General features: G+C 46.2%; 23 protein-coding genes and 1 other RNA gene. 20 read left to right on the forward strand and 4 right to left on the reverse strand.

All coding sequences use genetic code 11. The features are described from left to right. Positions 1 to 32: 32 nt before the first annotated feature. Positions 33 to 1,607, reverse strand: coding sequence for a M56/M15 family metallopeptidase (locus JT717_RS26930; RefSeq protein WP_205514394.1), 1,575 nt, complete (start codon positions 1,605 to 1,607; stop codon positions 33 to 35). Continuing rightward, positions 1,604 to 1,975, reverse strand: coding sequence for a BlaI/MecI/CopY family transcriptional regulator (locus JT717_RS26935; protein ID WP_205514396.1), 372 nt, complete (start codon positions 1,973 to 1,975; stop codon positions 1,604 to 1,606). Before JT717_RS26935 ends, JT717_RS26930 begins: the two co-directional genes overlap by 4 nt. Before the next feature lie 444 nt (positions 1,976 to 2,419). On the opposite strand from JT717_RS26935, the gene JT717_RS26940 reads away from it, so the two are divergent. From JT717_RS26940 to JT717_RS26960, 5 genes are all read left to right on the forward strand, one after another. Further along, entirely contained in the window at positions 2,420 to 3,277 is an 858-nt protein-coding gene (locus tag JT717_RS26940; protein WP_014217201.1) for a sigma-70 family RNA polymerase sigma factor, read from the forward strand. A gap of 129 nt (positions 3,278 to 3,406) precedes the next feature. Continuing rightward, positions 3,407 to 4,297 (forward strand): DUF4249 family protein, encoded by an 891-nt coding sequence (locus JT717_RS26945; protein ID WP_205514398.1) that lies wholly within the window; start codon positions 3,407 to 3,409, stop codon positions 4,295 to 4,297. Between the two features lie 120 nt (positions 4,298 to 4,417). Beyond that, positions 4,418 to 5,356 carry a thioredoxin-disulfide reductase gene (trxB, locus tag JT717_RS26950; protein ID WP_205514400.1) on the forward strand — a complete coding sequence of 313 codons (939 nt, stop codon included), beginning with the start codon at positions 4,418 to 4,420 and terminating at the stop codon, positions 5,354 to 5,356. A gap of 204 nt (positions 5,357 to 5,560) precedes the next feature. Then, positions 5,561 to 5,920, forward strand: coding sequence for a dihydroneopterin aldolase (locus JT717_RS26955; protein WP_205514402.1), 360 nt, complete (start codon positions 5,561 to 5,563; stop codon positions 5,918 to 5,920). Between the two features lie 22 nt (positions 5,921 to 5,942). Then, entirely contained in the window at positions 5,943 to 6,677 is a 735-nt protein-coding gene (locus JT717_RS26960) for a tetratricopeptide repeat protein (RefSeq protein ID WP_205514404.1), read from the forward strand. A gap of 171 nt (positions 6,678 to 6,848) precedes the next feature. Here the strand turns inward: JT717_RS26960 and JT717_RS26965 are convergent, their stop codons facing one another. Beyond that, on the reverse strand, positions 6,849 to 8,207 hold the full coding sequence (locus JT717_RS26965; RefSeq protein ID WP_205514405.1) for an MATE family efflux transporter: 1,359 nt from the start codon (positions 8,205 to 8,207) through the stop codon (positions 6,849 to 6,851). A gap of 282 nt (positions 8,208 to 8,489) precedes the next feature. On the opposite strand from JT717_RS26965, the gene JT717_RS26970 reads away from it, so the two are divergent. From JT717_RS26970 to JT717_RS27030, 13 genes are all read left to right on the forward strand, one after another. Then, complete coding sequence (locus tag JT717_RS26970) at positions 8,490 to 9,341, forward strand: DUF3822 family protein (RefSeq protein ID WP_205514406.1); 852 nt, start codon at positions 8,490 to 8,492, stop codon at positions 9,339 to 9,341. Next, positions 9,332 to 9,877 carry an RsmD family RNA methyltransferase gene (locus JT717_RS26975; RefSeq protein ID WP_205514407.1) on the forward strand — a complete coding sequence of 182 codons (546 nt, stop codon included), beginning with the start codon at positions 9,332 to 9,334 and terminating at the stop codon, positions 9,875 to 9,877. Before JT717_RS26970 ends, JT717_RS26975 begins: the two co-directional genes overlap by 10 nt. 116 nt (positions 9,878 to 9,993) lie before the next feature. Beyond that, on the forward strand, positions 9,994 to 10,623 hold the full coding sequence (gene bioD, locus JT717_RS26980) for a dethiobiotin synthase (protein ID WP_205514408.1): 630 nt from the start codon (positions 9,994 to 9,996) through the stop codon (positions 10,621 to 10,623). Then, complete coding sequence (locus JT717_RS26985; protein ID WP_205514409.1) at positions 10,620 to 11,189, forward strand: 5-formyltetrahydrofolate cyclo-ligase; 570 nt, start codon at positions 10,620 to 10,622, stop codon at positions 11,187 to 11,189. Before bioD ends, JT717_RS26985 begins: the two co-directional genes overlap by 4 nt. Further along, positions 11,179 to 12,255, forward strand: coding sequence for a tetraacyldisaccharide 4'-kinase (gene lpxK, locus JT717_RS26990; protein WP_205514410.1), 1,077 nt, complete (start codon positions 11,179 to 11,181; stop codon positions 12,253 to 12,255). Before JT717_RS26985 ends, lpxK begins: the two co-directional genes overlap by 11 nt. A gap of 9 nt (positions 12,256 to 12,264) precedes the next feature. Continuing rightward, a complete protein-coding gene (rnr, locus tag JT717_RS26995) occupies positions 12,265 to 14,304 on the forward strand; it encodes a ribonuclease R (protein WP_205514412.1) in 2,040 nt (679 codons plus the stop codon). Positions 14,305 to 14,440: 136 nt separating this feature from the next. Beyond that, positions 14,441 to 15,406 (forward strand): polyprenyl synthetase family protein, encoded by a 966-nt coding sequence (locus JT717_RS27000; protein WP_205514413.1) that lies wholly within the window; start codon positions 14,441 to 14,443, stop codon positions 15,404 to 15,406. A 238-nt stretch (positions 15,407 to 15,644) separates the two neighbouring features. Continuing rightward, positions 15,645 to 17,414: an APC family permease gene (locus tag JT717_RS27005; protein WP_205514414.1), complete on the forward strand. Its 1,770-nt coding sequence runs from the start codon at positions 15,645 to 15,647 to the stop codon at positions 17,412 to 17,414. Further along, positions 17,377 to 18,045, forward strand: a complete 669-nt coding sequence (locus JT717_RS27010; RefSeq protein WP_205514415.1) for an HD domain-containing protein — start codon at positions 17,377 to 17,379, stop codon at positions 18,043 to 18,045. Before JT717_RS27005 ends, JT717_RS27010 begins: the two co-directional genes overlap by 38 nt. A 1,179-nt stretch (positions 18,046 to 19,224) precedes the next feature. Then, positions 19,225 to 20,253 (forward strand): Smr/MutS family protein, encoded by a 1,029-nt coding sequence (locus tag JT717_RS27015; RefSeq protein WP_205514416.1) that lies wholly within the window; start codon positions 19,225 to 19,227, stop codon positions 20,251 to 20,253. Beyond that, a complete protein-coding gene (locus tag JT717_RS27020) occupies positions 20,222 to 20,872 on the forward strand; it encodes a hypothetical protein (protein ID WP_205514417.1) in 651 nt (216 codons plus the stop codon). Before JT717_RS27015 ends, JT717_RS27020 begins: the two co-directional genes overlap by 32 nt. Positions 20,873 to 20,994: 122 nt before the next feature. Next, positions 20,995 to 21,432: RNase P RNA component class A (gene rnpB / locus JT717_RS27025), an RNA gene on the forward strand. 301 nt (positions 21,433 to 21,733) lie between these two features. Then, the gene (locus JT717_RS27030; protein WP_205514418.1) at positions 21,734 to 22,135 is read left to right on the forward strand and encodes an OB-fold protein; all 402 of its coding nucleotides are present in this window, start codon (positions 21,734 to 21,736) and stop codon (positions 22,133 to 22,135) included. Positions 22,136 to 22,532: 397 nt separating this feature from the next. Here the strand turns inward: JT717_RS27030 and JT717_RS27035 are convergent, their stop codons facing one another. After that, positions 22,533 to 23,120 (reverse strand): porin family protein, encoded by a 588-nt coding sequence (locus JT717_RS27035; RefSeq protein ID WP_205514419.1) that lies wholly within the window; start codon positions 23,118 to 23,120, stop codon positions 22,533 to 22,535. A gap of 95 nt (positions 23,121 to 23,215) precedes the next feature. On the opposite strand from JT717_RS27035, the gene JT717_RS27040 reads away from it, so the two are divergent. Next, the gene (locus JT717_RS27040) at positions 23,216 to 23,536 is read left to right on the forward strand and encodes a hypothetical protein (RefSeq protein WP_205514421.1); all 321 of its coding nucleotides are present in this window, start codon (positions 23,216 to 23,218) and stop codon (positions 23,534 to 23,536) included. A gap of 272 nt (positions 23,537 to 23,808) precedes the next feature. Continuing rightward, the gene (locus JT717_RS27045) at positions 23,809 to 25,335 is read left to right on the forward strand and encodes a sodium:solute symporter family protein (RefSeq protein ID WP_205514423.1); all 1,527 of its coding nucleotides are present in this window, start codon (positions 23,809 to 23,811) and stop codon (positions 25,333 to 25,335) included. The last annotated feature ends 102 nt before the right edge of the window (positions 25,336 to 25,437 follow it).

Here is a 25,437-nt window from a genome sequence, read left to right on the forward strand (position 1 = left end):
CTGGCTGTCTGCCTGGTGGCAGCCGGTGCAGCCTAGGCATGTGGCTGTGGCGAAGGCGCCGGCTCACTAACGGCAGCAGTTGTTTTGTGCTTACTGTTCACAATGCCTTCCAGGATCTTTTTGGCAATGGCTTCCTGGTTGCTGCTCTTGCTCACAAAGGCCAGGTCTTTTTCATTGGTAATATAGCCGCATTCGATCAGCAGGGCCGGGCAAGGGGAGTTGTCAAGCACCCAGATGCCCTTGCTTTTCCGTTGCAATAAAGCTGTATTCGTCTCGTATAATTTACCCAGTTCCTGCACAATGCCTGTACCATATTGCCGGGCCACCTCGGTGTTATTGTTCTCATTTCTCGACACATAAACCTCAAAGCCTTTATTAGCAGTTTGCTGTTCTTCTGCAGCAGCTATATGAATGGCAATGAAGAGGTCAGCCTTTGCCTTTTCTGCGATCATAGTGCGGGCTTTCAGGCCTTCATTTTTATCGCCTGTGCTGCCGGGCAGATTATCATCGGTGCGGGTCATTTCAACCTTTACATTATACGCCGGGGCAAGCTGTTGGATCTTCCGGCTTATTTGTAAGGTGAGGTCTTTCTCGGCCACCTTTCCGTCTTTACTGTAAGCGCCGGCATCCGGTCCGCCGTGACCGGCGTCGATAATTACGGTTACAGGCTTCCGCTCCGGATCGGAAAGCCTAAAGTTGGCAAAGGTGTTGGCCGACCGTTGCGCATATAAGGCAACGGTGCAGAATACCAGGGCCAATACGGGCAGAGCCATCAGGCGGCTGCGATAACTGGAACGGGTTGACTGGTTGTTGGTGATCATGGCTATACGTCTTTTTATATGGTTTTGAAAAAAATGGTTGGTAATGGAAACCTGTTTTGCCCGCAGTGTTTGCAGCACCAGTAATTCGGCATAAGCATAGCGGTCGTTATCAGAGATGGCGTATTGATCGGCCAGGAACTCGTGAATAGCTTTCAATTCCTTTTTAAGCAAATGAAAAAAAGGGTTGAACCAGAAGAAAGCGGTAATGATCTCGGCTAGTATTATATCGGTAGTATGCTTTTGCTGTACATGGAACAGTTCATGACGGAAGATCTGCTGCCCATCGCGGCTGTTGAAGGGCAGGTCAGTATTCCAAAAGATCGAGCGGAAAAAGGAGAAGGGTGTGTTGGGTTCGCTGGTACTGAAGAATTTCAGGTCACCGATGCGTTCAAACGGATATTTTTTTGAGATCTTTTTTATGTAGATAAGCGACCGCAACAGCGTCCAAAGCAGCACGATGATACCGGCGCCGTAAAGCAGGTACAGCATGTTTTCCAGGGTAAACAGTTTTGCCAATACGCCCGGGCCGGCTTGCAGGCCCTCTGTTTCGCCATAATCCACCGTCAGTACTTCCAGGGTTTGGTACATGACCTGGTTCACGCGGTTTTTCGGTGTATACCATACCGGGATCCTGATAAAAGGCAGGATCACCGAGAGCAGCAGGGTGGCCTGCAGGTAAAACCGGTTATAATGGTGGAACCGCCTGTTGCGTAAGAAGAGCCAATAATAGCCCAGCAGGATGCCGGAGCACAGCATAACTTTCCCCAGGTACAGCAAAAAGATCATTGTTGTTGGTTTTTGGCGTTTTTGATCTGTTCCAGCAAAGCTTCGAGCTCTTCCTGGCTCAATTTGTTTTCGCTTACGAAATGCGACAACAATTTGGCGGGCGAACCTTCAAAATATCCTTTCACAAGCTGATTGATGCTTTTCTTCCCATACTCGCTCTTGCTTACGGCAGCTTTATACAGGTTATTGCGGCCCTGCACTTCATACGTTACAAAACCTTTCTCAATCAATATCTTAAGTATAGTGGCCACCGTATTCGAATGCGGTTTTGGCTCGGGGATCTTGTCCATGATCTCTTTTAAGAAACCTTGTTTTAACAGCCACAGGATCTGCATGACCTGTTCTTCGGCTTTTGTAAGGGACTTCATTATAACTAATCTTTTAGTTGTTCGTCAAATGTATAACTAATTATTTAGTTGCAGAGTATTTGCCTTGATTTTTTTCAAAATATTTCTAATAAAGGTTACGCTGGTATGAAAAATGGTACTAATATTAGAAGGACATGCTGTGCTGGCGGGCATTTTAGCCAATGGGAGCGGTCAGGGGCCGGTAAACGATAATAGAAAATATGTATTCGTGACTAACTACTAATCAATTATTGTCTATTACAGCTTCGATTTTATCCACAAAAGCTATGAGGTTTGGAGATTGAGTGTTACTTTTGCAGACAGTACCGGATGGATTAACAGGTTATTAGCACCTGATTTGCAACCTCCCCCGAACATAGTTAGTCTTGCAAATGTTAGTATAGTACCCTTAACAACAGAAAGGCGATTTATAATCGACGATTAAAGTCATTTTTATAAAGTAATATGAGACAGCTCAAAATTGCGACCCAGATCACGAATCGAGATTCGCAGGCAGTAGAAAAGTATCTTCAGGAAATATCTAAAATTCCGATGATCACTCCCGAAGAGGAGACAGTACTGGCCCAGCGGATCAAAATGGGTGATCAGAAGGCATTGGATAAGTTAGTGCAGGCCAACTTGCGTTTCGTGGTATCTGTTGCTAAGCAGTACCAGCACCAGGGTCTTTCTCTTAGCGATCTGATCAACGAGGGTAACCTCGGTTTGATAAAAGCTGCCCAGCGTTTCGATGAAACCAAGGGTTTTAAATTCATTTCATACGCCGTATGGTGGATCCGCCAGTCCATTCTACAAGCGTTGGCAGAGCAGGGTAGATTAGTCCGCCTGCCTCAAAACAAAATTGGCACCTATAACAAGGCTAATAAAGCGTACATGGCTTTTGAACAGGAACATGAGCGTGAGCCAAGTACAGAAGAACTGGCCGAGTTGCTGGAAATGAGTGAAACAGAGATCAATAACATATTCCAGAGCAATACCCGTCATACCTCGCTCGACGCTCCGGTGCACGAAGCGGAAGACGTGGCAATGGGTGATCTGTTGGAAGGTGGAGATGATACCGATGATGATGTTATGAAAGATTCTTTACGTAACGAGATCCGCCGCGTATTGAAATCACTCAGCCCCCGCGAAGCAGAGATCGTGAATGCCTACTTTGGCCTCGATGGCGAAAATGGCGTTACCATTGAGCAGATCGGTCAGAAATACGATCTTACCAAAGAACGTATCCGTCAGATCAAGGAAAGAGCCATCAAGCGTTTGCAGAAAGCACGCTACAGCAATGCTTTAAAAGCTTATTTAGGTTAGTACAGTACTATAAAAAGAAACGAACCCCGGTTGGCTTAGCGCCTGCCGGGGTTTTTTGTTGATTACACACATAAATAATCGAACCATCATATATCTGGTTCGTTATTTGAATGCTGGTGATGGTCAATAATGAAACGTATCGGATTAGTAGCAATCGTCATGGGGATGATTTTTGCTTCCTGCGAAAAAACAATTACGTTCAGGCCTGATAATGCGGAGCCTGTTCTGGTTGTGGAAGCTTCTATTGAGAACGGCCAGGCGCCGGTAGTTATATTATCCCGGAGTTTTAATTACTTCAACCAGATCAGCGCCGAGCTGCTGGCCAATTCTTTTGTGCGCAATGCAGTAGTCACCATTTCCAACGGCAGCCGAACCCATATCCTGAAAGAATATGCACAACCCGTAGCCAACGGGTATTCCATTTATTACTATTCCAACGACTCCACAACGAACCAGAATACCGCCTTTGCAGGGGAGTTCGGTAAGACCTATTCGTTAAGTATAAAGGTCGACGAACGGGAATACACGGCTACCACCACCATTCCCATGCTCACCAAAAAAATAGATTCCTTATGGTGGCAGGATGCGCCTAACAATCCCGATCCGGTTAAGGTCATTCTGATGGGACGTTTCGTTGACCCGCCCGGACTAGGAAACTATACCCGCTATTACACCCAGGTAGACGGACTGCAATTCTATCCCGGTTTCAATTCGGTCTTTGATGACCAGTTAACAGATGGAGTTACTTATAACCTGCAAATAGAAAAAGGCGTTGATCGCAATAATGGCATCAACCTCGAAGAATATGCTTTTTTCGACCATGGCGATTCGGTAGTAGTGAAGTACTGTAATATCGATAAAGCCACTTTTGACTTCTGGCGCACCATGGAATACAGTTACGCCAATATCGGCAATCCCTTTGCCGCGCCCAATAAGGTGCTTAGTAATATTGAAGGCGGCGGCCTGGGTTATTTTGGCGGTTATGCGGCGCAGTACAAAACAATTGTGATTCCTAAATAGTTTGGTGAGGCCCCTTCTTCGGCTGCTGTTATTCACACTCAATGCAGGTATCCCGCCTTTATCATTTTCGTAACTCATTTTCAGGTAAATTTGTCAACTTTTCTTTAGAATATAGACAATATGGAAATCGAAAAAATACATTGCCTGATTATTGGAAGCGGACCCGCAGGATATACCGCCGCTATTTATGCAGCCAGAGCAAACATGAAACCGGTATTATACCAGGGAATCCAGCCCGGAGGTCAGTTAACAATTACTACGGAAGTGGAAAATTACCCCGGTTACCCCGATGGGGTACAGGGACCCGAAATGATGGTTCATTTTGAAAAGCAGGCCGTTCGCATGGGCGCCGATATTCGTTTTGGGCTGGCTACCAAGGTCGATTTTTCAGCACCCCCCTTCAAAGTCTGGATAGACGAAGAGAAGCTGGTAGAAGCAGATTCGGTTATTATTGCAACCGGAGCATCGGCCAAATGGCTCGGTTTGGAAAGCGAGCAACGTCTCAATGGCTTTGGCGTAAGCGCCTGTGCCGTTTGCGATGGGTTCTTTTTCCGCGGCAAGGAAGTGGCGATCGTAGGCGCCGGTGATACCGCTGCCGAAGAAGCCTTGTACCTGTCTAAATTATGTACTACCGTACATATGTTCATTCGCCGTAATGAAATGCGGGCCTCCAAGGTGATGCAGGAGAGGGTACAACGCACCCCGAATATCAAAGTGTACTGGAATACGACCACTGATGAAATAATTGGTGAGAACAAGGTAGAATCAGTGCGCATCAAGAATACCAGGACCGGCGAGTTGCAAACGATCCCCATCAGCGGCTTTTTTGTAGCCATCGGCCACCAGCCTAACTCGGAGATTTTCAAAGGCTGGCTCGAAATGGATGAAGCCGGTTACCTGAAAACGATCCCCGGTACCTCCAAAACAAATATCGAAGGTGTTTTTGCCGCCGGTGACGTTCAGGATAAGATCTACCGCCAGGCGGTTACTGCAGCCGGCAGCGGATGTATGGCGGCCCTGGATGCCGAAAGGTACCTTTCGGCCAAAGGCCTCGTATAAAGCTTATCGCTTAGCGGGCTTTAAGGCGGAACGCTTACACTAAAACAGGAATAAGAAAAGCATCGCCGAACTGCGGTGCGCATGTATAAACAGAACGCTGAACACTTAATGCAGGTCTCCGGTTTCCGTGGACCAGCCTTAGGGGTTTAGCGTTCAGCTTTTAACGTCTTTTGTGGCATTATTTTAGCAAAACAAAACAGAGCTATGGTTGTTATTGAATTAAATCAGGTAAGGCTGCATGCATTTCATGGTGTTTATGAGGGCGAGAAGCTTACCGGAAGTGCCTACGAGATCAATGTACGGGTAGCCTATGAAGAAGGTGACAGTACATTTGATGATTTAAAAAATACGATCAATTACGTTGAAATACTCGAAATTGTAAAGCAACGAATGCGGATACCGTCGGGTCTTTTAGAGAAGGTGGCCAATGATATTATCCGCAGGATCCGGGACCAGTATCCTTTCACCACAGAGATCAATTTTTCGATCTATAAATTAGAAGCCCCTGTTGAAAATTTTCAGGGGAAAATAGGCGTTACATTGCATAAGAAGTTTGATGGGTAAAATAGGAAGTACAATAGGGCTGTTGCTTTTTTTGTTAATCCTGCCATTCGAAAACAATGCACAGGATATCAATACGCTGTTGAAGGAAGCGCAACAGCTGGAAAGCGCATTTAAGGAACCCGAAGCTTTACAGAAATACCTCGCCGTCATCCGCCACCAGCCCAATAATTTGACCGCCCTCATTAAAACAAGCGAATTATACAGCATTTTAGGAAAACACCAGGGCACAAAAGAAAAACAGCGTGAATATTATCGTAACGCCCGCGTATATGCTCAGAAAGCGCTGCAGGTGAATCCCAACAGTTCCGACGCCAATGTGGTCATGTCGCTGGCCATGGGCCGTATGGCGCTTATTGCTTCCGGCGAAGACAAGATCAAAGCGGTAAAGGACGTAAAATCCTATTCCGAAAAAAGTATCCAGCTCGATCCCACCAATTTTAAGGGTTACCATGTACTGGCCAGATGGCATTATGAAGTGAGCGATCTCACTTCCGTTGAAAAATGGCTGGTAAAAGTAGCCTATGAAGCGCTGCCAAAAGCCAGTTTAGACGATGCCATCAGATTGTATGAGAAAAGCCGCTCGCTCAATCCTTCCTTTTTATTGAATTACCTCGAACTGGCTAAAGCCTACCATCGTAAGAACAACGATAAAAAAGCCGTGGAACTGCTCGAGACCATGCTTAAAATGCCTAACAAAATCGGTGACGATGGACATATCAAGGCAAAGGGGAAGAAATTACTGGAGGAATACAAATAATCAATGTGCTAATTTGCTAATGTGCTAATTAGCTGATTAATTCATTATCAAAATTTCATTAGCACATCAGCACATCAGCTAATTGGGATTTCATCAGCACATCAGCACATCAGCACATCAGCTAATTGGGATTTCATTAGCACATCAGCACATTAGCACATCAGCTAATTATCAAATTACTTTGTTTTTCCACTTCCCGCTCCGCATATACAAAAACGACGGTAAGAACAAACACACCCAGTACAGCCACTCACTCATCCAGCCATAGGTTATTGATAAGAAGAATTTATCTAATACGAGGTATATGTACACGCAGTAAAGAACAATAGCGAATAGTTCGATCAGTAAAGAAACCCGGCTATTACCCGATCCGGTAACGGAATTCAGGTATACCACGGAGAACGACATGATAATGATCGCCAGCGACATCACCCGTACAACGGGTACAGCCGCAGCCACAAATTCGCCCGACTGGCCATACAACGAAAACAACCATTCGGGAAACAGGTTAAGCAGTATGGCAATGACAATGGCCGAGCCCAGGCTCAACCTGATCATTTTGCGGATAAGCACCCAAACCTGGTCCTGCCGCCCCTGGCCAATGATATTGCTCACCATGGCATTCGTAGTGGAGCCAAAAGCCCAGGTTACAATACCCGCGAGACCAAGGATATTGCGCATGGTATTGGAAACCCCCAGCGCTATTTCACCATGCGCATCGATGAGCAGGAAAAAATATTCCCAGCTTACAATGCTGATGCCGTGCTGAAAGATCAGCGGGGCCGACATCGAAAATATCAGCCGCGAATTATAGGTGTCCCACCTGAAGTTCTTGAACAGATGCAATTGCTTGCCGATGCCTTTCTGCAGGATCACCAGGTAGATCACCAGCAGGCCGGTGATCTCGGCAATGATCGAAGAAATAGCAGCCCCGTTCAGGCCCATTTCAGGGAAACCCGCTTTGCCAAAGATCAGCAGGTAGTCGAGCAGGATATTGGTGACCGCCTCGGCAAAAGCGCCGCCCACCAGGTATTTGCTTTGATTGGTGCCTACCAGCAGCGCATTGCGCATTTGGTAAACAAATAAAAAGGGCAGGCCCCAGATGCGGATCTTGCAAAAAGAAACGGCCTGTTGTAAACGATCGGGGTCGGTGATAAAATATCCGAATAGATGAGGGGTGACCGTATAGGTGATCAGGATGCCAAGCAGGGATATCGACAGGCCGATAAATACCGCCTGGCTGAATAATTTGCCAATTTCCTCAGGCCGGTTCTCGCCGGCGCGCCGTGCGATCAGCGCCTGCAAGCCATTGTTCAAGCCATAACCGATGGCAGAAAAGATCAGATAATAAACACCCGTAAGGCCGGCAATGGCCAGCGCCTGTTTGCTGTAATGCCCTAAAAAGATATTATTAGTAACAAAATTGATCTGTGGTATCAAAATGGCAAAGCTGATGGGAGCAGCCATTTTAATGATCTGGCGGTTGGAAAGTTCTACCTGAAATCCTGTATTTTTAGATAAGGCGGTCATAAAAAGGGGGCAAAGATACGAGCTAGTGATGAATGCCGAAGGGTAAATGGTAACTGGGAATATTTAAATTAGTTACCAGTCGCCAGTTCCCGGTTGCCAGGCGCGTGGCGAACATTGTCTTATGATTGCCTGTAACTGTATTTTCCGGTAACCGGTAACCGGCAACTGGTAACCGGTAACTGGTAACCGGTAACCGGAAACTGACCGGCAACTGGTACCCGGCAACCGGCAACTGACTGAAACTTGTAACTTATTTCGTAACATTGCAGCTTTTGATAACATATGCTTAAGGCTAATTTTGATATTGTTCCTGAAACGAGAGATTCGGAAGAGCTTCGAAACAGTCAGTTGCTGGTTGAAGTGGGGGAAAAGACATTCAGCTTTGTGATCTACCATAAAGAGCAACGCCGTTTTATAGGACTGCGGCAGTACAATCTCGATTATACGCCTGGTAAAACCATGCTCGAAAACCTGCTGGAGATCATTACCAACGACGAGGTGTTGCAAACCCAGTTCAAAGAAGCATTTATCATTTACAATTATACCGACAGCAACTTTTTACCCGAAAAGGTATTTCATATTGAACTAACCCAGCCCGTAACAGAGGTGGTATATGGAAATGCCAAAAAAGGGCTGCTCTTAAGTGAGAAAGTGATCGGCTGGAAAATGTATAACATTTACCGCGTTCCCCGCGAGATCCATGCGCTGCTGCAGCGGAAATTCTCTTCCGGGAACTACTGGCATTATTATACGCTCCTGCTCTATGATAATGAAGTGCAGCCTTCCGAAGATGAACAGGTAATTAAAATGGTTATGCGGGCCGATCAGTTCCTGGTGGCCGTTTATAAAGGCGCCACCATTCAATTGATACAGTCTTATGCCTATCAAACACCCGATGATGTATCATACTACCTGCTGGCGATCTGTAACCGCTTTAATATAAGCCAGGATAAAGTTACCCTGATCGTTTCCGGTTTGCTCGACGAGCAGTCGCGCCTGTACCAGGAGCTGCTGAAATATTTCCTGCAGGTACAATGGGATCGTTTGCCTGAGACGGTCAAACTCGACGCAACGTTCAATACGTTTCCATCGCATTACTTTTCACCGCTTTTGAAAATGGCATTATGCGTATAATAGGAGGGGAACTGGGAGGAAGAAAGATCAATCCGCCAGGTAAGATGCCGCATACCCGGCCTACCACGGATATTGCCAAGGAAGGACTTTTTAACATCATCCAGAACAATCTTGATATAACTGCCTTACATACCCTCGATCTGTTTGGCGGTACCGGCAGCATCAGCTATGAGCTTAAATCACGCGGCGCTGTCGCCTGCACCATCGTGGAGAAAGATGCTGCGATGTATGAATTCATTAAAAAAACGGCAGCTTCTCTGCAACTCGAAAACTTCAACGTGGTGAAGATGGATGTTTTCAAATTCATTAACCAGTGCACCAGCAAATTCAATTTCATTTTTGCGGGACCGCCCTATGCCCTGGGCACCATTGATGAACTGCCCAAATTGATTGTAGAAAAACAATTGCTGCAACCCGGCGGCTGGTTTGTGCTGGAACATACGCCCAGGAATAGTTACGAAACATATCCGTTGTTCGCCACTTCGCGCAATTATGGAACTACTATCTTCAGCATTTTCGTAAATAAAAATTCCTGATTTCGGGATGTAGAGATTTTGAGATCTCTTTTCCTTCAGCTTAATGATAGATCTCAAAATCCTGAAATCCCAAAATCTGAAAATCTCAAAATCCCAAAATCCGAAATTATTAGAGGGTGGAACGAATATTTGTCACAGGTATAGGAACAGGTATAGGAAAAACGGTCGTTTCAGCGATCCTGACGAAAGCGCTGGATGCCGATTACTGGAAACCGGTACAGGCAGGTTTTGCCGATGGCACCGACAGTGAGTTCGTGGCGCAATGGCTGAAAGATACCGGTTCGGTTGTGCATCCCGAAGTATACCGCCTGGCCAAAGCCGCATCCCCACATATTGCTGCCCGGGAGGAAGGCATAACCATTGATATTGAAAATATTGTTAAGCGTATTCCCATAAATAATCGTACCTTACTCATTGAAGGCGCAGGGGGATTATTGGTTCCATTGAACAATTCCACCTTTGTGGCAGACCTCATCAAAGCGATCGGCGCTAAGGTGATCCTCGTCAGCCGAAATTACCTGGGAAGCATAAATCATTCATTATTAACGGCACGCGTTTGTAAGGAAATGCAAATACCGGTGATCGGATGGGTGTTCAATGACCAGTACCTCGATTATGAGCAAGAGATCGTACAATGGAGCAACTTTCCCAGGATAGCATCAATTCCCTATTCTGAAAATATAAACGGGACATTTATCAACACTCAGGCAGCTGCTATAAGAGCGCAACTGAAAGAATTATTATGATAAAAAATACCGTTAGAAAAGAGTTTTTGCAACGCAGGATGAACATTCAGGAAGAAGAGCTGCAACGGCTAACCGCATTAATGGCCGCTAACTTCCAAAAACTGACCCTTCCCCAGGTAAATTATCTGTTGTCGTATTATCCACTCGCAAGCCGCAATGAATTTGACGTTTCAGTATGTGAAGACATCCTGAAGGAGCGGCATCTGCTGCTGCGCGTGGCATGGCCAAAGATCCATATCGACCTGCATGATATGGAGGCCGTACAGGTTGAAAAAGACGGCCTTTTTATCAAGAACAAATACAATATACTGGAACCGATCGCAGGGGCCATAATTCCGCCCCAACACTTCGATGTCATTTTTGTACCGCTGGTAGCATTTGATGAACGCGGGTACCGGGTTGGTTATGGCAAAGGCTATTACGACCGTTACCTGGCGCAGTGCCGCCCGGCTGCTATCAAGATCGGTTTCTCCTTTTTCGATGCAGTCAATTACATTGAGGACATCGACGAATTTGATGTACCTTTAAACTTTTGCATTACACCGCATCGTATATATGAATTTTAATGCTCCGTTGCTGCGGCCTTTCCGCATATTATTGTTCCCTTTTTCCCTGTTATATGGCGCAGCGATTTGGATACGTAACCGATTGTATGACAAAGGTATCCTCAGATCTACCGGGTTTAACCTGCCCATCATCTGCATCGGCAACCTCTCTGTAGGCGGTACCGGTAAATCGCCCATGGTCGAATGGCTGGTAAAATACTTGCATAGTGAAATGAAGGTGGCTGTATTAAGCCGGGGCTATAAACGCCGCACCAGGGGGTATGCACTCGCTGGTGAAAATACAACTGCCCTTGATATTGGAGATGAACCTATGCAATTCCATATTAAATTTCCGGATGTAGCAGTAGCCGTGGGCGAAGAACGGATCGTGGCGGTTCCGCAATTATTGCACGACCGGCCCGACACAAAGGTCATTATCCTGGATGATGCTTTTCAGCACCGCTCCATTAAAGCAGGGCTGAACATCGTACTATCGAATTATGATAATTTGTTCACCCGCGACTGGACCTTGCCTACAGGCGACCTGCGCGATGAACGGAGATCCTATAAACGGGCAGATGTGATTGTTGTTACCAAATGCCCCGCCGGTTTGCCGGTAGAAGAAAAAGAAGCCATTAAACGGGAAATAAAACCGCTGCCGCACCAGCAGGTGTTTTTCTCCACCATCCGGTATGGATTTCCTTACCACATTATCAGTAAAAAAGAAATTTCCCTGAGTACAAGCACTGAAGTATTATTGGTAAGCGGTATTGCAAATCCGCTGCCCCTGAAAAAATATTTGCAGGATGCTACAAAAACCTACTATGAAATATTGTACAGCGATCATCATATCTTTTCCATCGACGACTGGAAGGATATCGTAAACCGGTTCAAGAACATCCCCACCCAAAATAAAATCATACTTACTACTGAAAAAGATGCCGTTCGCCTGATAAAGTTTGGACAGACCTTGCAAGATTACCCCGTATATGTAATTCCGATCGAGATCCAATTCCTTTTTAATGAGGGGCATCAGTTTACTGATATAATCAGTAAATTCATTACTGAATTCAGTATCACGAATTAAAATGTTTGAATGAGCAGAAAACAAGCCAAGAAGAAAAAGAAAAAAGGAGCTGCTGAGCCACATACGCTCAAAGGTGTTTTAGATATTACCCGCTCAGGCATCGGGTATGTAGTTGTTGAAAATCTTCCCAGTGACATACTCGTGCGGCCTGCGGATTTTAATACTGCGTTACATGGCGATACCGTGCGCGTTCGCGTACTCGGCGGCTCCGGTAAAAAAAGCGGCCGCCAGCAGGGACAGATCGTTGACGTATTGCAGCGTAAACAAACGGAATTCCTCGGAAAACTGGAAATAGGCAAGACTGCCGCTTTTTTCGCCGCAGATACCGAAAAGCCCATGCCCGATATTTTCATTCCCGAATCGGCATTGAATGGCGCTAAAGACGGTGACCGCGTAATTGTACGCATCACCGAATGGGAAAAGCAAAAGAAACCTGTAGGTACTGTTGTACAGGTAATGGAGCCGGGTAACGAAGGTGATATGGCCATGAAAGAGATCCTCATGGAAAACGGCTTTCCCTTATTTTTCCCGGAGAATGTTTTGGAAGAAGCAGAACGTATTCCCGATACTATTTCACCCGACGAGATCAATAAAAGAAGAGATTGCCGCGACGTGTTGACATTCACCATCGACCCGGTGGATGCGAAGGATTTTGATGATGCCCTTAGTATTCGGTTGCTGAAGAACGGTATTTATGAAATAGGCGTGCATATTGCCGACGTAAGCCATTATGTAGAGCCCGATTCAGCGCTTGACAAAGAAGCCTATGACCGCGCTACATCCGTATACCTGCCCGACCGTGTAGCACCCATGCTGCCCGAACGCATCTCGAATGAATTGTGTTCTTTACGGCCGCGCGAAGACAAGCTTACATTCTCAGCGATCTTTCAGATAACCGATACCGGCGAAGTAAAACAATACTGGCTGGGCAGAACGGTGATCCATTCCAATCACCGCTTCACGTATGAAGAAGTGCAGGAGATCATTGAAAAAGGCGAGGGCTTGTACCTCGATGAAATATTGCTGTTGAATAAACTGGCGCAGGGCTTTAGGGCCAAACGTTTCAAGAAAGGCGCCATCAATTTTTCTTCACAGGAAGTGCGCTTCAAGCTCGATGAATCAGGAAAGCCAATTGGCATCATGGTCAAGGAAAGCAAGGAAGCCCATCAACTGATCGAAGAGTTCATGCTGCTGGCCAACCGCGTGGTGGCAGAAAACGTAGGTAAGGTAAAGGTCAATAAAAAGGACCTGCCCTTCCCATACCGGGTACACGATACGCCCGATGAAATGAAACTCCTGCCCTTTGTTGAATTTGCCAAGAAATACGGACATACCTTCGATACCAAAACACCGGAGGGAATTGCTGCTTCCTTTAACCAGATGCTGCTCGACGTACAGGGTAAACCCGAACAGCATGTGCTGGAACAGCTGGGGATTCGCACCATGGCGAAAGCCATTTATACCACGGAGAATATTGGTCACTATGGACTGGGCTTTAAACACTATTGCCATTTTACCTCTCCGATCCGCCGTTATCCCGATGTGATGGTGCACCGGATCTTACAGGAAGTGATAGATGGTGATCCCGAGCCGCAGAAAAAGCTGGAATCGAAATGTAAACACTGCAGTGAAAAGGAACGCGCCGCTATGGAAGCGGAACGCGCTGCCAATAAATACAAGCAGGTGGAATATATGAAAGAATTCCTGGGGGAAGAATTTGAAGGGGTGATCAGCGGGGTGGCTTCTTTTGGTTTCTGGGTAGAGACCATCGAGCACAAGTGTGAAGGATTGGTAAGCATTAATAGTCTGCTCGAATACGACGATTTCCGCCATGTAGAAAGCGACTACAGTTTGGTTGGTTTGCGCAGCGGCCGCAAATTTGCGATGGGCGATAAAGTGCGCATAAAAGTAGTGGCGGCCAACCTTACCAAACGCCAGCTGGATTATGAGTGGGTGATCACTGCCAGTATGAAAGAAGAGACCGGCAGCGCTAAAAAGCCTGGAGCCAGAAAAAATGTTCCTGCTAAAAAGAAAGGAAGCAAAAAATGATTTCTGATTTTTGATGTCGGGATTTCGAGGTTTGTTGCGCCTTCAACCTTTCAATAATTTTGAAATCCCAAAATCTCTAAATCTCAAAATCCCGAAATCCCGAGATCTCTAAATCAAAGCCGTATTCTATCAATATATGCAAAGCTTTCAAGATCTATCCAAACAGTTCACTGAGTATTTCAACGTTCGGCATTTTCCCAACGAACCCGCCAGTTTATATGATGCCGACGAATATTTCCTGAGCCTTGGTGGAAAGCGCGTGAGGCCGGTAATGTGTTTAATGGGCAATGAATTATTTGATGAGATCAACAAAGACGCCTGGCCGGTAGCCACCGCAATTGAACTGTTCCACAATTTCACCCTCATTCACGACGACATTATGGATAAGGCGCCATTGCGCCGGAATCAGCCAACCGTTCATGCTAAATATGGCGAGTCAACCGCCCTGCTTGCAGGGGATGTAATGCTTATTGTAGCATATGATCATCTGAACAAGATCAGCACCGATTACCTGCATAAAGTGATCAGGTTATTCAACCAAACTGCCAAAGAGGTTTGCGAAGGCCAGCAGCTGGATATGGATTTTGAAAAGCAGGAACAGGTGAAAATGGATGCTTATATCCGTATGATAGAATTGAAGACCTCCGTTCTGCTTGCCGCCAGCTTGCGCCTGGGCGCTATTTTAGGCGGGGCCGGACAAAGCAACCAGGAACACCTCTACGCTTTTGGCCGCAACCTGGGCATTGCGTTTCAGATACAGGACGATTACCTCGACGCTTATGGCGATCCTGCCAAGTTTGGTAAGCAACCCGGTGGCGATATTATGGCCAATAAAAAAACCTTTTTAATGATCAAAGCCATGGAGTCGGCAAACCCGGCGCAGTTAAAGGAATTGAAGCGGCTGATGCAGGAAAACCCTGACGATAAAGTGGCCAGGGTATTATCGGTTTTTGATGATTGTGGGGTTAATAAATGGGCCGCTGATCTGAAGGAAAAATATATTGCCGAAGCATTTGAGCACCTGGAAGAAATAGCGGTGGTGTCTACCCGCAAAGAGCCATTGCGCCAGTTGGCGCATTTCCTCGTTCAAAGAGAACACTAACGCGAAGGCAATTTCTGATTTAGAGATTGCTGATTTTGAGATTTAATGGTTCAGCGTTCCGATAAATCTCAAAATCTCAAAATCCCGAAATCAGAAATCCCGAAATCAGAAATCCCGAAATCAGAAATCCCGAAATCAGAAATCCCGAAATCAGAAATCGCAAAATCAGAAATCAAAGATCCCCGATGGTATTTTTAGAGAATTTGCATAATTTTCCCCGCTTAAAAACCCCGTCAGCATGCCAAATTCTCTGTTTCGCACTAAAAAGATAGAATCGATCTTAAAAGAAGGAAGTGATGAGGGACATGGAACCGGGCTAAAGCGGGTGTTGAATGTACGTGATCTTACCTTTTTTGGCATTGCAGCCATCATTGGCGCAGGCAGCTTCAGCAGTTTAGGCGATGCCTGTTTTAAAGGTGGTCCCGGCGTGGTAGTATTGTTCATCATGTGCGGGATTGCCTGTGCGTTTACAGCTTTTTGTTATTCAGAATTTGCCAGCCGCATCCCTGTAGCGGGTAGCGCTTACACATATGCATATGCTTCCTTCGGCGAATTGTTTGCGTGGATCATCGGTTGGGCATTGATCATGGAGTATTCCATCGGGAACATTTATGTAGCTTTTTCCTGGAGCGATTATTTTACCTCTTTTCTGCACAAAATAAATGTACATATACCCGATTACCTGAGCTGCAGTTACCAGGAAGCGAAAAAAACATTTCTCAATTATGCGGCGCAGGCGCCAGCCGATCAGCTTGAATTTGTGAAGAACCAGGCCAATGCAGAACTATTAAATGCGTGGAATAACAGTCCGGTCCTGGGTTCCCTGAAGATCATCTTCGACCTGCCGGCGCTCATCATCAATATTCTCATTACCACCCTCGTATATATAGGTATAAAAGAATCGCGCAATTTCAGCAATGCCATGGTGGTGCTGAAACTGGCCGTGGTAGCGTTGGTGATCATTGTGGGCGCTTATTATATCGATCCGGCCAACTGGGTACCGGTTAACGAAGCCGGTACAAAATCATTCATGCCGAATGGTTTTGGCGGTGTAATGGCGGCCGTGTCGGGTGTATTCTTTGCTTATATTGGTTTCGATGCGGTAAGCGTACTTGCCGAGGAAAGTAAAAATCCGCAGCGCGACCTGCCCCGGGGTATGACCTATTCCCTGGTGATCTGCACCATAGTGTACATTCTGCTGGCCCTGGTACTGACCGGTGTGGTACATTACAAGCAATTTGAAAATGTAGGCGATCCGCTTGCCAAGATCTTTGAAGTGAAAAATGTAGGCTGGATGCAATTACTGGTTTCCGTTTGTGCCGTAATAGCCATGACCAGTGTCTTACTGGTCTTTCAAATGGGCCAACCCCGCATCTGGATGAGCATGAGCCGCGATGGATTATTACCGCCCGTATTCCAGCGCATTCATAAAAAATACAATACCCCTTCATTTTCTACCATTCTTACCGGTATGGTGGTAGGATTGCCTATATTATTTACCGATAAATCATTTGTGCTCGACTTTACCAGCATTGCCACCTTATTTGCGTTTGTACTTGTTTGTGGCGGTGTGTTGTTGATCCCCCGTAAAGAAAAAGTACCCGGACGGTTTAATATGCCTTACATCAATGCCCAGTTTATCTTTCCCTTGTTGATACTGGCTTCATTGACCGTTTTGACGGTATGGGCGCCGGGATATTTTACAGATATGTTCAATTTTGATTTCTCCGCTGATCCTGGCTATTCAGCCAATACGGTCAGTTTTATGGATCTGGCCACACCCAAAATTTCAGCGATCGTTTTCTGGATCGCCTGTATCATTTTAAGCTTGCTGGCCCTTGTTAAAAAGTATTCCTTGATCCCTTTAATGGGCGTTACGACATGTTTGTACCTGTTAACGGGAATGACAAAAAGCAATTGGGCCTGGTTCCTCGGCTGGCTCTTATTGGGACTGGTTATTTATATTTTTTATGGTTATAGAAAAAGCAAACTCGCCCGTACCAAATAAGGTACGCGCTGGATGGGATCAATTGACCGCTAAGTACGCTGGCGGTCGCGATCTGGCTGACCGCTTTTTCCAGGAAATAGTCAAAAAATACACAAGCTCCCGGCGGCACTACCATAACCTGCAGCACATACAGGCTTTATTGGAATTTTGTGAAATCTATGCGGCTCAGTTGAATGACCGCGATGTGGTGGAATTTGCCATTTTTTACCATGATATCATTTACAACGTACTGCGAAAAGACAATGAATTGCGCAGTGCAGGCGTGGCGGTGAAGCGGTTAGAAGCGCTGAAGTTTCCTGCTGATAAAATGGAGCAGGTTAAAATATATATCGAAGCTACCAAAACACATGCGCTTACTGTTTCGGTTACCCATCCCAGGGACCTGCAATTCTTCCTGGATTTCGATATGTCGATCCTCGCCGCTGATTTGGATCAGTATGAAGCCTATGCCCGCCAGGTGCGCCGGGAATACCGCATATATCCAGATAACTTGTATTATCCCGGCCGCAAGCAATTCCTGCAATCATGTTTAGCAGCCGAACATATTTTTCAAACCGCCATTTTCCAGGAATTGTATGAGGCGAAGGCCAGAACAAATATGGCCCGGGAATTAGACAAGTATGGTTTGTAGTTTATGGTTTACGGTTTGTGGTTTATGGTTTTTTGTTTGTAGTTTATTGTTTGTGGTTTTCACAACTTTATGCCGTGAACTTTGAACTGTAAGCTGGTTTCTCACCCCTTTACCCATCCAATTATACAATCCTTCAGGTTTTATCCGCCTCCAGATAACAGCAGGGCTACCTCAATAGCTACCACAGGGCTACGGCCTATCGAACAGTTAGCCACATGGTTACCGCACAGTTTTCCCAGGGCTATTTCACGGCCCACCTAAGCACTATCGAACTGCTATCCCAGAACTACCCAACGCTACCGGCTTACCGCAGATTTACCCAATGCTACCGCGCGGCTACCTGAGGGCTACCGCAGGGCTACGGCCTACCGAACAGTTACGCACTTGCTACCGCACAGTTTTCCCAGGGCTATTCCACGGCCCATCTAAGCACTATTGAACTGCAATCCCAGAACTACCCAACGCTACCGGGCTAACGCAGATTTACCCACCGCTACCGCGCGGCTACCTGAGGGCTGTCAGTTACCCGAGGACTACCGAACGGCAACTTAAAGCTACCCAAGTGCTACCTGGACTACCGCAGGAATACACCAGTATCACCCCAGTGGCGGGTCAGATCCGATAATTTTTCACCGATATCAGGCAGGACTCTCATACATGTCACGAGGATGTCTCGTCCCTTTAAAGGAACGGCTTATATACGGGAGATATACGAGACATCTACGGAATATCTACGGGAAATCCCTGCAGCTGGTCCGGAACAAACCCGATCCAGATGTAGTACTGGGTATAGTACGAGACTAATGAAGCGATAGCAAGCAGAGCCCCGCAAAGTCGGAATATCGATAAGGCAGGGCCCGGAAAGGGCCAGCCAGGCAGGGATGTGAGAAAACTGACCCAGGCCGGAGTAAAGGCCGTTGAAGCGAGGAAAGGGTAACGGTAATGGCTCTTTTATGCCCTATCTGTCTAAGCATGTGGCGTTCCATGCGGTTATTGGAAAAACCGGCCAGGGTGGGGCAAGGCTGTTCAGGTAGGAATGAGAAAACTGAGCAGGTTGGGGTCAAATGATCAAAAAAGGTGTGTGATCGGTGCTTATGGCTTCCTTTTCCAACCGTACCTTTGCAGCTGATAAAAATTAAAACAGCAATATGCTGTGATTTAGCAATCAAATAATTATCCATGAAATTTGAGGTCGGCGATAAGGTTGTGGTCATTCAGACCAATGAAGAAGGGGAGGTGATTGATATTATTAATAATAAAATGGTTATGATAGACGTGCGGGGTGTGAAATTTCCCGCCTACGTTGATCAGTTGGATTTTCCATACTTTAAGCGGTTTACGGAGAAAAAGCTTTTCCCGCCCAAAAAAGAGAAAAAGTTCGTTGACGATGTGCCGCGGGAAAAGAAAAAGATCACCCAGCGGGTGGTGGATGGTGTCTGGATCACCTTCATTCCCGTGACCGTAAATGATGAATTTGGCGACGATATTGTGACCGAGCTAAAAGTTCACCTGGTTAACCGGACTGAACAGGGCTATAAATTCACGTATAAACTCACCTATTTTGGCAATACTGATTTTGAGTTGGTGAACCAGATCCATGCATTTGAAGATTTCTACCTGCATGATGTGCCGTTTGAGAATTTGAATGACAGTCCGGTGTTTTGGTTCGAATTTTCCCTGGCTACGCCTGATAAGAACAAGGCTGAATATTTTGAGGCTTCCGTTAAGTTGAAGCCAAAGCAGGTGTTCAATCGCATCGAAGAGGTGCGGCAAAAAGGAGAAGCTACTTTTTCCTATAAGCTGTTCGAAGAGTACCCACCGCGGCCGTATGAGGATAAACCAGCAGGACTTGACCTTTCGGGTCTGTCGAAAGCCGGTTTTAAGATCTATGATGCTTCCAAAGTGCGGCAACACCTGGAGCCCGCGAAACAGGAGCTTGACCTGCATATTGAAAAGCTTACACCTGCCTGGGAGTCGATGAGCAACCTGGAAATATTATCATTACAGTTGAAAACCTTTGAAAAGTATTTCGATCTGGCGATAGCGCACCACCAGCCCTGGCTGATCGTGATCCATGGCGTGGGCAGTGGTAAACTTCGTGACGAAATACATGAAGTGCTGCGCTTGCGTAAAGAGGTCAAGAGCTTTGCCAATCGCTATCATCCCGCCTATGGGTATGGGGCTACGGAGATCTATTTTCAATATTAATACAGCGTTGCCGGTTGCCGGTTACCGGTTACCAGTCGCCGGTTACCAGTTTCCGGTTACCGGTTACCAGTCGCCGGGTGTCAGTTACCAGTTACCGGTTGCAGTGTTATGGAGTTCCAGGTTTCAGGTTGCAAGTTACAGGGCGGTTTCCGGTTACCAGTTTCCGGTTACCGGTTACCAGTTTCCGAGTGCCAGTTACCAGTCGCCAGTCGCCGGTTATCGGTTACCGGTTACCAGTTGCCGGTTACCAGTTGCCGGTTGCCGGTTACCAGTTACCAGTTACCGGTTACCAGTCGCCGGGTGTCAGTTACCAGTTACCGGTTGCAGTATTATGGAGTTCCAGGTTTCAGGTTGCAAGTTACAGGGCGGTTGCCGGTTACCAGTTTCCGGTTACCAGTTACCGGTTACCGGTTACCAGTCGCCGGTTACCAGTTTCCGGTTACCAGTTGCCGGTTACCAGTTGCCGGTTACCAGTTGCCGGTTGCCAGTTGCCGGTTGCCGGGTGGCAGTTGACCATTGCCCATTGACCATTGACTATTCACCATTGACCATAAAGCCCAGCTGCAACAGGCATAACTTTAAGAGCGGCTTTTCTCTACTATTGACCATTGACCATTGACCATAAAGCCCAACTGCAACATGCATAACTTTAAGAGCGGCTTTTTTTCTACTATTGACCATTCACCATTGACCCACCCGCCGCCTGCCAAGTCCTGATAACTATTTCATAACTTTGCAATAACTACAAACCGGGCTATCGCCTCGATCTTCGGGGAGGAAAGTCTGGACAGCATAGGGCAATGTACCGGTGAATAGCCGGGTCCTGTTCTTCCGGCCAACCGGGAGCATGGGAACAGACAGTGCCACAGAAAATTACAGCCTGCATTCCGGCCACCGGCCGGATTAGTCCCGATTAAGTTCGGGAGGGTGATGGTGAAAATGTGGGGTAAGAGCCCACGGCTCTGACCGGGTGACCGGCAGGGCGGGTAAACCTTGCATGCTGAAATGCCATGTATACCAGCGTTGAAGGGCGGCTCGTCCGATCCTTCCCGGTTCACCGGGCAGGAACGTTGGGTGGGTAGGCAGAATGATCCAGTCAGTAATGGCTGGACAAGATAAATGATAGCCTCCCGGTTTATGACCGGGATACAGAATCCGGCTTACAGGTTTGTAGTTATTTTTTATCACCAGGCCCAGTTATCCCCACTTATAATATTTTACTGGCTGATTATAACTGCTATAGCTATTCATGAATAAATGGATGGATTTTTCAGGCATTATTTTTGAATTTTTCCTATCACTTCCAATACGCACCTGAAAGGTGCTTTCACCTTTGATAAGTCTGAATTCATGATGTTACCTTATCCTTACAGTATGGTTGTTGTTGAACGGCCATAAGTAACCGCTTTTACCAGTATTCCTATATATTCCCCTTTACTTTACAATCGTAGGGCCTATTTGTAACCGTAATATTCGCCTTATGAGGAACATCGTATTCACCCTGGGATGCGGCCTTGTAGCATTTCTGGCCGGCCTGTTAATTTACTTCTATAATAAACCCAGGAACCTGGCTGCTGAAACCGGCATTCCAATTACTGCTACTGAATTATATGCTCAATTCACTTCCGATCAGCTTCAGGCTAACCAGGCCTATTTGAATAAAGTGTTGCAGGTGAGCGGGCGGGTACTAAACATTAAGAACAGCCGATATGCAGGCAGCACCGTTGTTCTATATACCGGCGATCCGACCTGCACCGTTTCTTGCAGATTTAATAAAGAACATAATTTATCTGTAAAACCCGGTGATAAGATCACTGTTAAAGGGATCTGCTCCGGTTATTTCAGTGATGTTGTACTCACCAATGGTCAATTGGCTAATTAGCTAATGTGCTAATGTGCTGATGAGCTGATGTGCTGATGGGAAACGATGTAAATCGCATAATCACTTCTTGAACTATGAAGAACATTTTGCATTAAGTAATTCGCTGATGCGAACGTTAGTGATCGCATATCGTATTACTTAAATTATAAAGGACATTGTGCATTAAAGGCAATTAGCAAATTAGCACATAAGCAAATTATCACATTATCTTATCCTATTGTGATTCGTACCCATCGCCAGTGCAAAGGGTGGGCGTCTTTTGCTCAGGACGACCCGCCTTTGCCTGGCAACTAATTTAACCGATTAGCTAATTAGCTGATGTGCTGATGTGCTAATTAAAGCCAATTAGCTAATTAGCACATTATCACATTATCACATTATCACATTATCACCATTATCACATTATCCTCACCGCTACTCCTACCTGGATTTGATCTGATTTCCATTCATAACGGTTATCTATATTGTTGATGTCAGATAATCCTCTATTATAGCGTGCATAAAATCCTACACTGCTCAAATTCACCTGGGCGCCCAGGTTAGCGCTCCATGCTGCATTCTTGAAAGCCTGCCGGCCACTCTTTAACAGGTTCTCGTCATCGAACACAAGATGGCTGTATTGCGGGCCGGCCATTACACTGATCAATTTATTCAGATTGAATCGAACCAGCAGCGGTATACTAATGTAAGCCAGTTTAATTTTTTCATTCGCCGAGCTCCTGCCATAGTTATTGTAATAGGTCATGAAATCGCTGCTCTTTTTGTATTGCGACCAGGTATATAACAGTTCCGGTTGAATGGCCCAGTGTTTAGTAATATTATATTCGAAAAATCCACCGGCCTGGAAACCGGGCGAATATTTGTTCTGCACGCCCTTACCGTCCAGGGCGCTATAACTGGCATCGAGCTTGGCACCAAAATGAAATTTCTGTGCATGGACTAACAGGGTAAACAACAAGATGGTGCATAGCATAATACATTTCATAATACGGAATTTGATAAAGGGCTTGTTTGTCATATAACGTGATGGTTTGAATAGCATAATGTGAAGGTCGAATCAAATGTATTTGCCGGACATTCATGGGAAACGTTATAATCTGCGAAAGCCCGGAAATAATAGACAAAAAAGCAGATTGTTGGGATGGTTACCGGTTACCAGTTGCCGGTTACCAGTTACCGGTTACCAGTTACCAGTTGCCGGTTACCAGTTGCCGGTTACCGGTTACCAGTTGCCGGTTGCCGGTTGCCGGTTACCGGTTACCAGTTACCGGTTACCGGTTACCAGTCACCCGTTGCCAGTTACCAGTTGCATCAGTTGCCAGTTACCAGTCGCCAATTGCTGGTTTCCGGTTACCCATGGACCATTCTCAACATATTCACCAGCTTTTAATGGCATTTTAAGATTGCTGGTTTTCGTTCCGCATGCAACCGCCCGGACAGTATATGCATCTGTAACTGTCCGTTTTACATTTGTTCTATTAGTATTCCATTTCGCCAACTGCGAGCTGTGAACTTTGAACTGTGAACAGTGAACTGTGAACTACGAATTGCCAACTGCAAACTGCGAACTGTGAACTACGAACTGCGAACCGCCAACTGCCAACTGCGAACTGCAAACTTGGTTATTGCTGATTTATTTATACATTTACCTGAAGGGATAGATTGCTTGTATTATGAATCATTTACCAACTGTAGATTTAACAATTATTCTCATCTACTTTGCGGCCATGATCGCCGTAGGTATCTTTTTAAGCGGCAGAAATAAAGGATCCGAACAATATACCGTAGCTTCCGGCGCCATTCCGGGCTGGGCCCTGGGTATGTCGTTCTACGCTACTTTTCTAAGCGCCATCACTTTTTTAGGCGATCCGGGCAAATCTTTCGGCGCCAACTGGAATTCTTTTGTATTCAGTCTCTCTATGCCGTTTGCCGCCTTTATTGCTTCCCGTTTTTTTGTTCCCTTTTACCGCAACAGCGAAGCCATCAGCGCCTATACCCACCTGGAAGAACGCTTCGGCGCCTGGGCACGCACCTATGCCATGATCTGTTTTGTATTGATCCAGTTGGCCCGCATGGGAACCATTTTCTATTCCATTGCCCTTACCCTGAAAGCCCTTACCGGATTTTCAATGCCGGCCATCATGATCACCACCGGCATTTGTATCGTTGTTTATACCATGATGGGTGGCATGAAGGCGGTGATCTGGACGGAAGTCGTACAGGCTGTGATCAAAACCGTGGGCGCTTTATTGATCCTGTACCTGATCGTTTCGCAGCTCGACGGTGGGTTTAACTATATCATTGAAACCGGCAGGGCCCACGATAAATTCAGCCTGGGCAGTTTTAAAGTATCTGAATTTTCGATGTCAACATTCTGGGTGATCTTTCTCTACGGCTTTTTTATAAACCTGAATAATTTCGGGATCGATCAGAATTACATTCAACGCTACCACACTGCCCGTAATACCCGCGATGCCAGCCGCAGCATTTGGATGTGTGTTTGGTTCTATGTACCGGTGAGCATGTTGTTCTTTTTTATCGGCACTGCCTTATATGCTTATTATCAACAGCATCCCGATCTCATTATGCCCTTACAGCAACAGGTGTCGGCAGAGAAGAACATTCCGCTGGCCAGCCTGACGCCTGCTGATTATGGCGACCGGGTACTGCCTTTTTTCATGCGCCATGAAGTGCCGCGCGGTTTGCTGGGACTGATCATTGCCGCCATTTTATCTGCCGCCATGAGCACCATGAGCAGTGGCATGAACAGTTCCGCTACGGTCTTTTTGAAAGATATATACCTGCGGTATTTTAACAAAGATGCTTCGGCAAAAGCGCAAATGAGGGTGCTCTATATTGCTACAGGGGTCATGGGCATCCTGGCCATCAGTTTTGGCATTGGCATGATAGGGGTAAAAAGTTTGCTGGATGCCTGGTGGAAACTGGCAGGCATATTTTCCGGCGGCATCCTGGGGCTATTCTTATTGGGATTGCTGGCGCGGAAAGCTAAAAATGTGGAAGCGGCCATTGCGGTCATTATCGGGGTGCTGGTGATCATCTGGATCACTTTTTCGCGGCAATTGCCCGATAACTATGCCTGGCTGCGCACCAACCTGCATGCAAACATGACCATCGTCATTGGAACCCTCACCATCTTTTTAACAGGCAAGTTCCTGGCCGGTTTGCGAAAAAGCAGCTGACCCGCCGATCAGAGCAGATTAAATCCTCATTTTCAAGAGACTACCAACATCGTATTAAATAATAGATTTTATGCGATAATTGTCTGTAAAACAATATTTCCT

Origin of the sequence: Longitalea arenae (genome assembly GCF_016924755.1) — a bacterium.
Taxonomy (GTDB): Bacteria; Bacteroidota; Bacteroidia; order Chitinophagales; family Chitinophagaceae; genus Niastella; species Niastella arenae.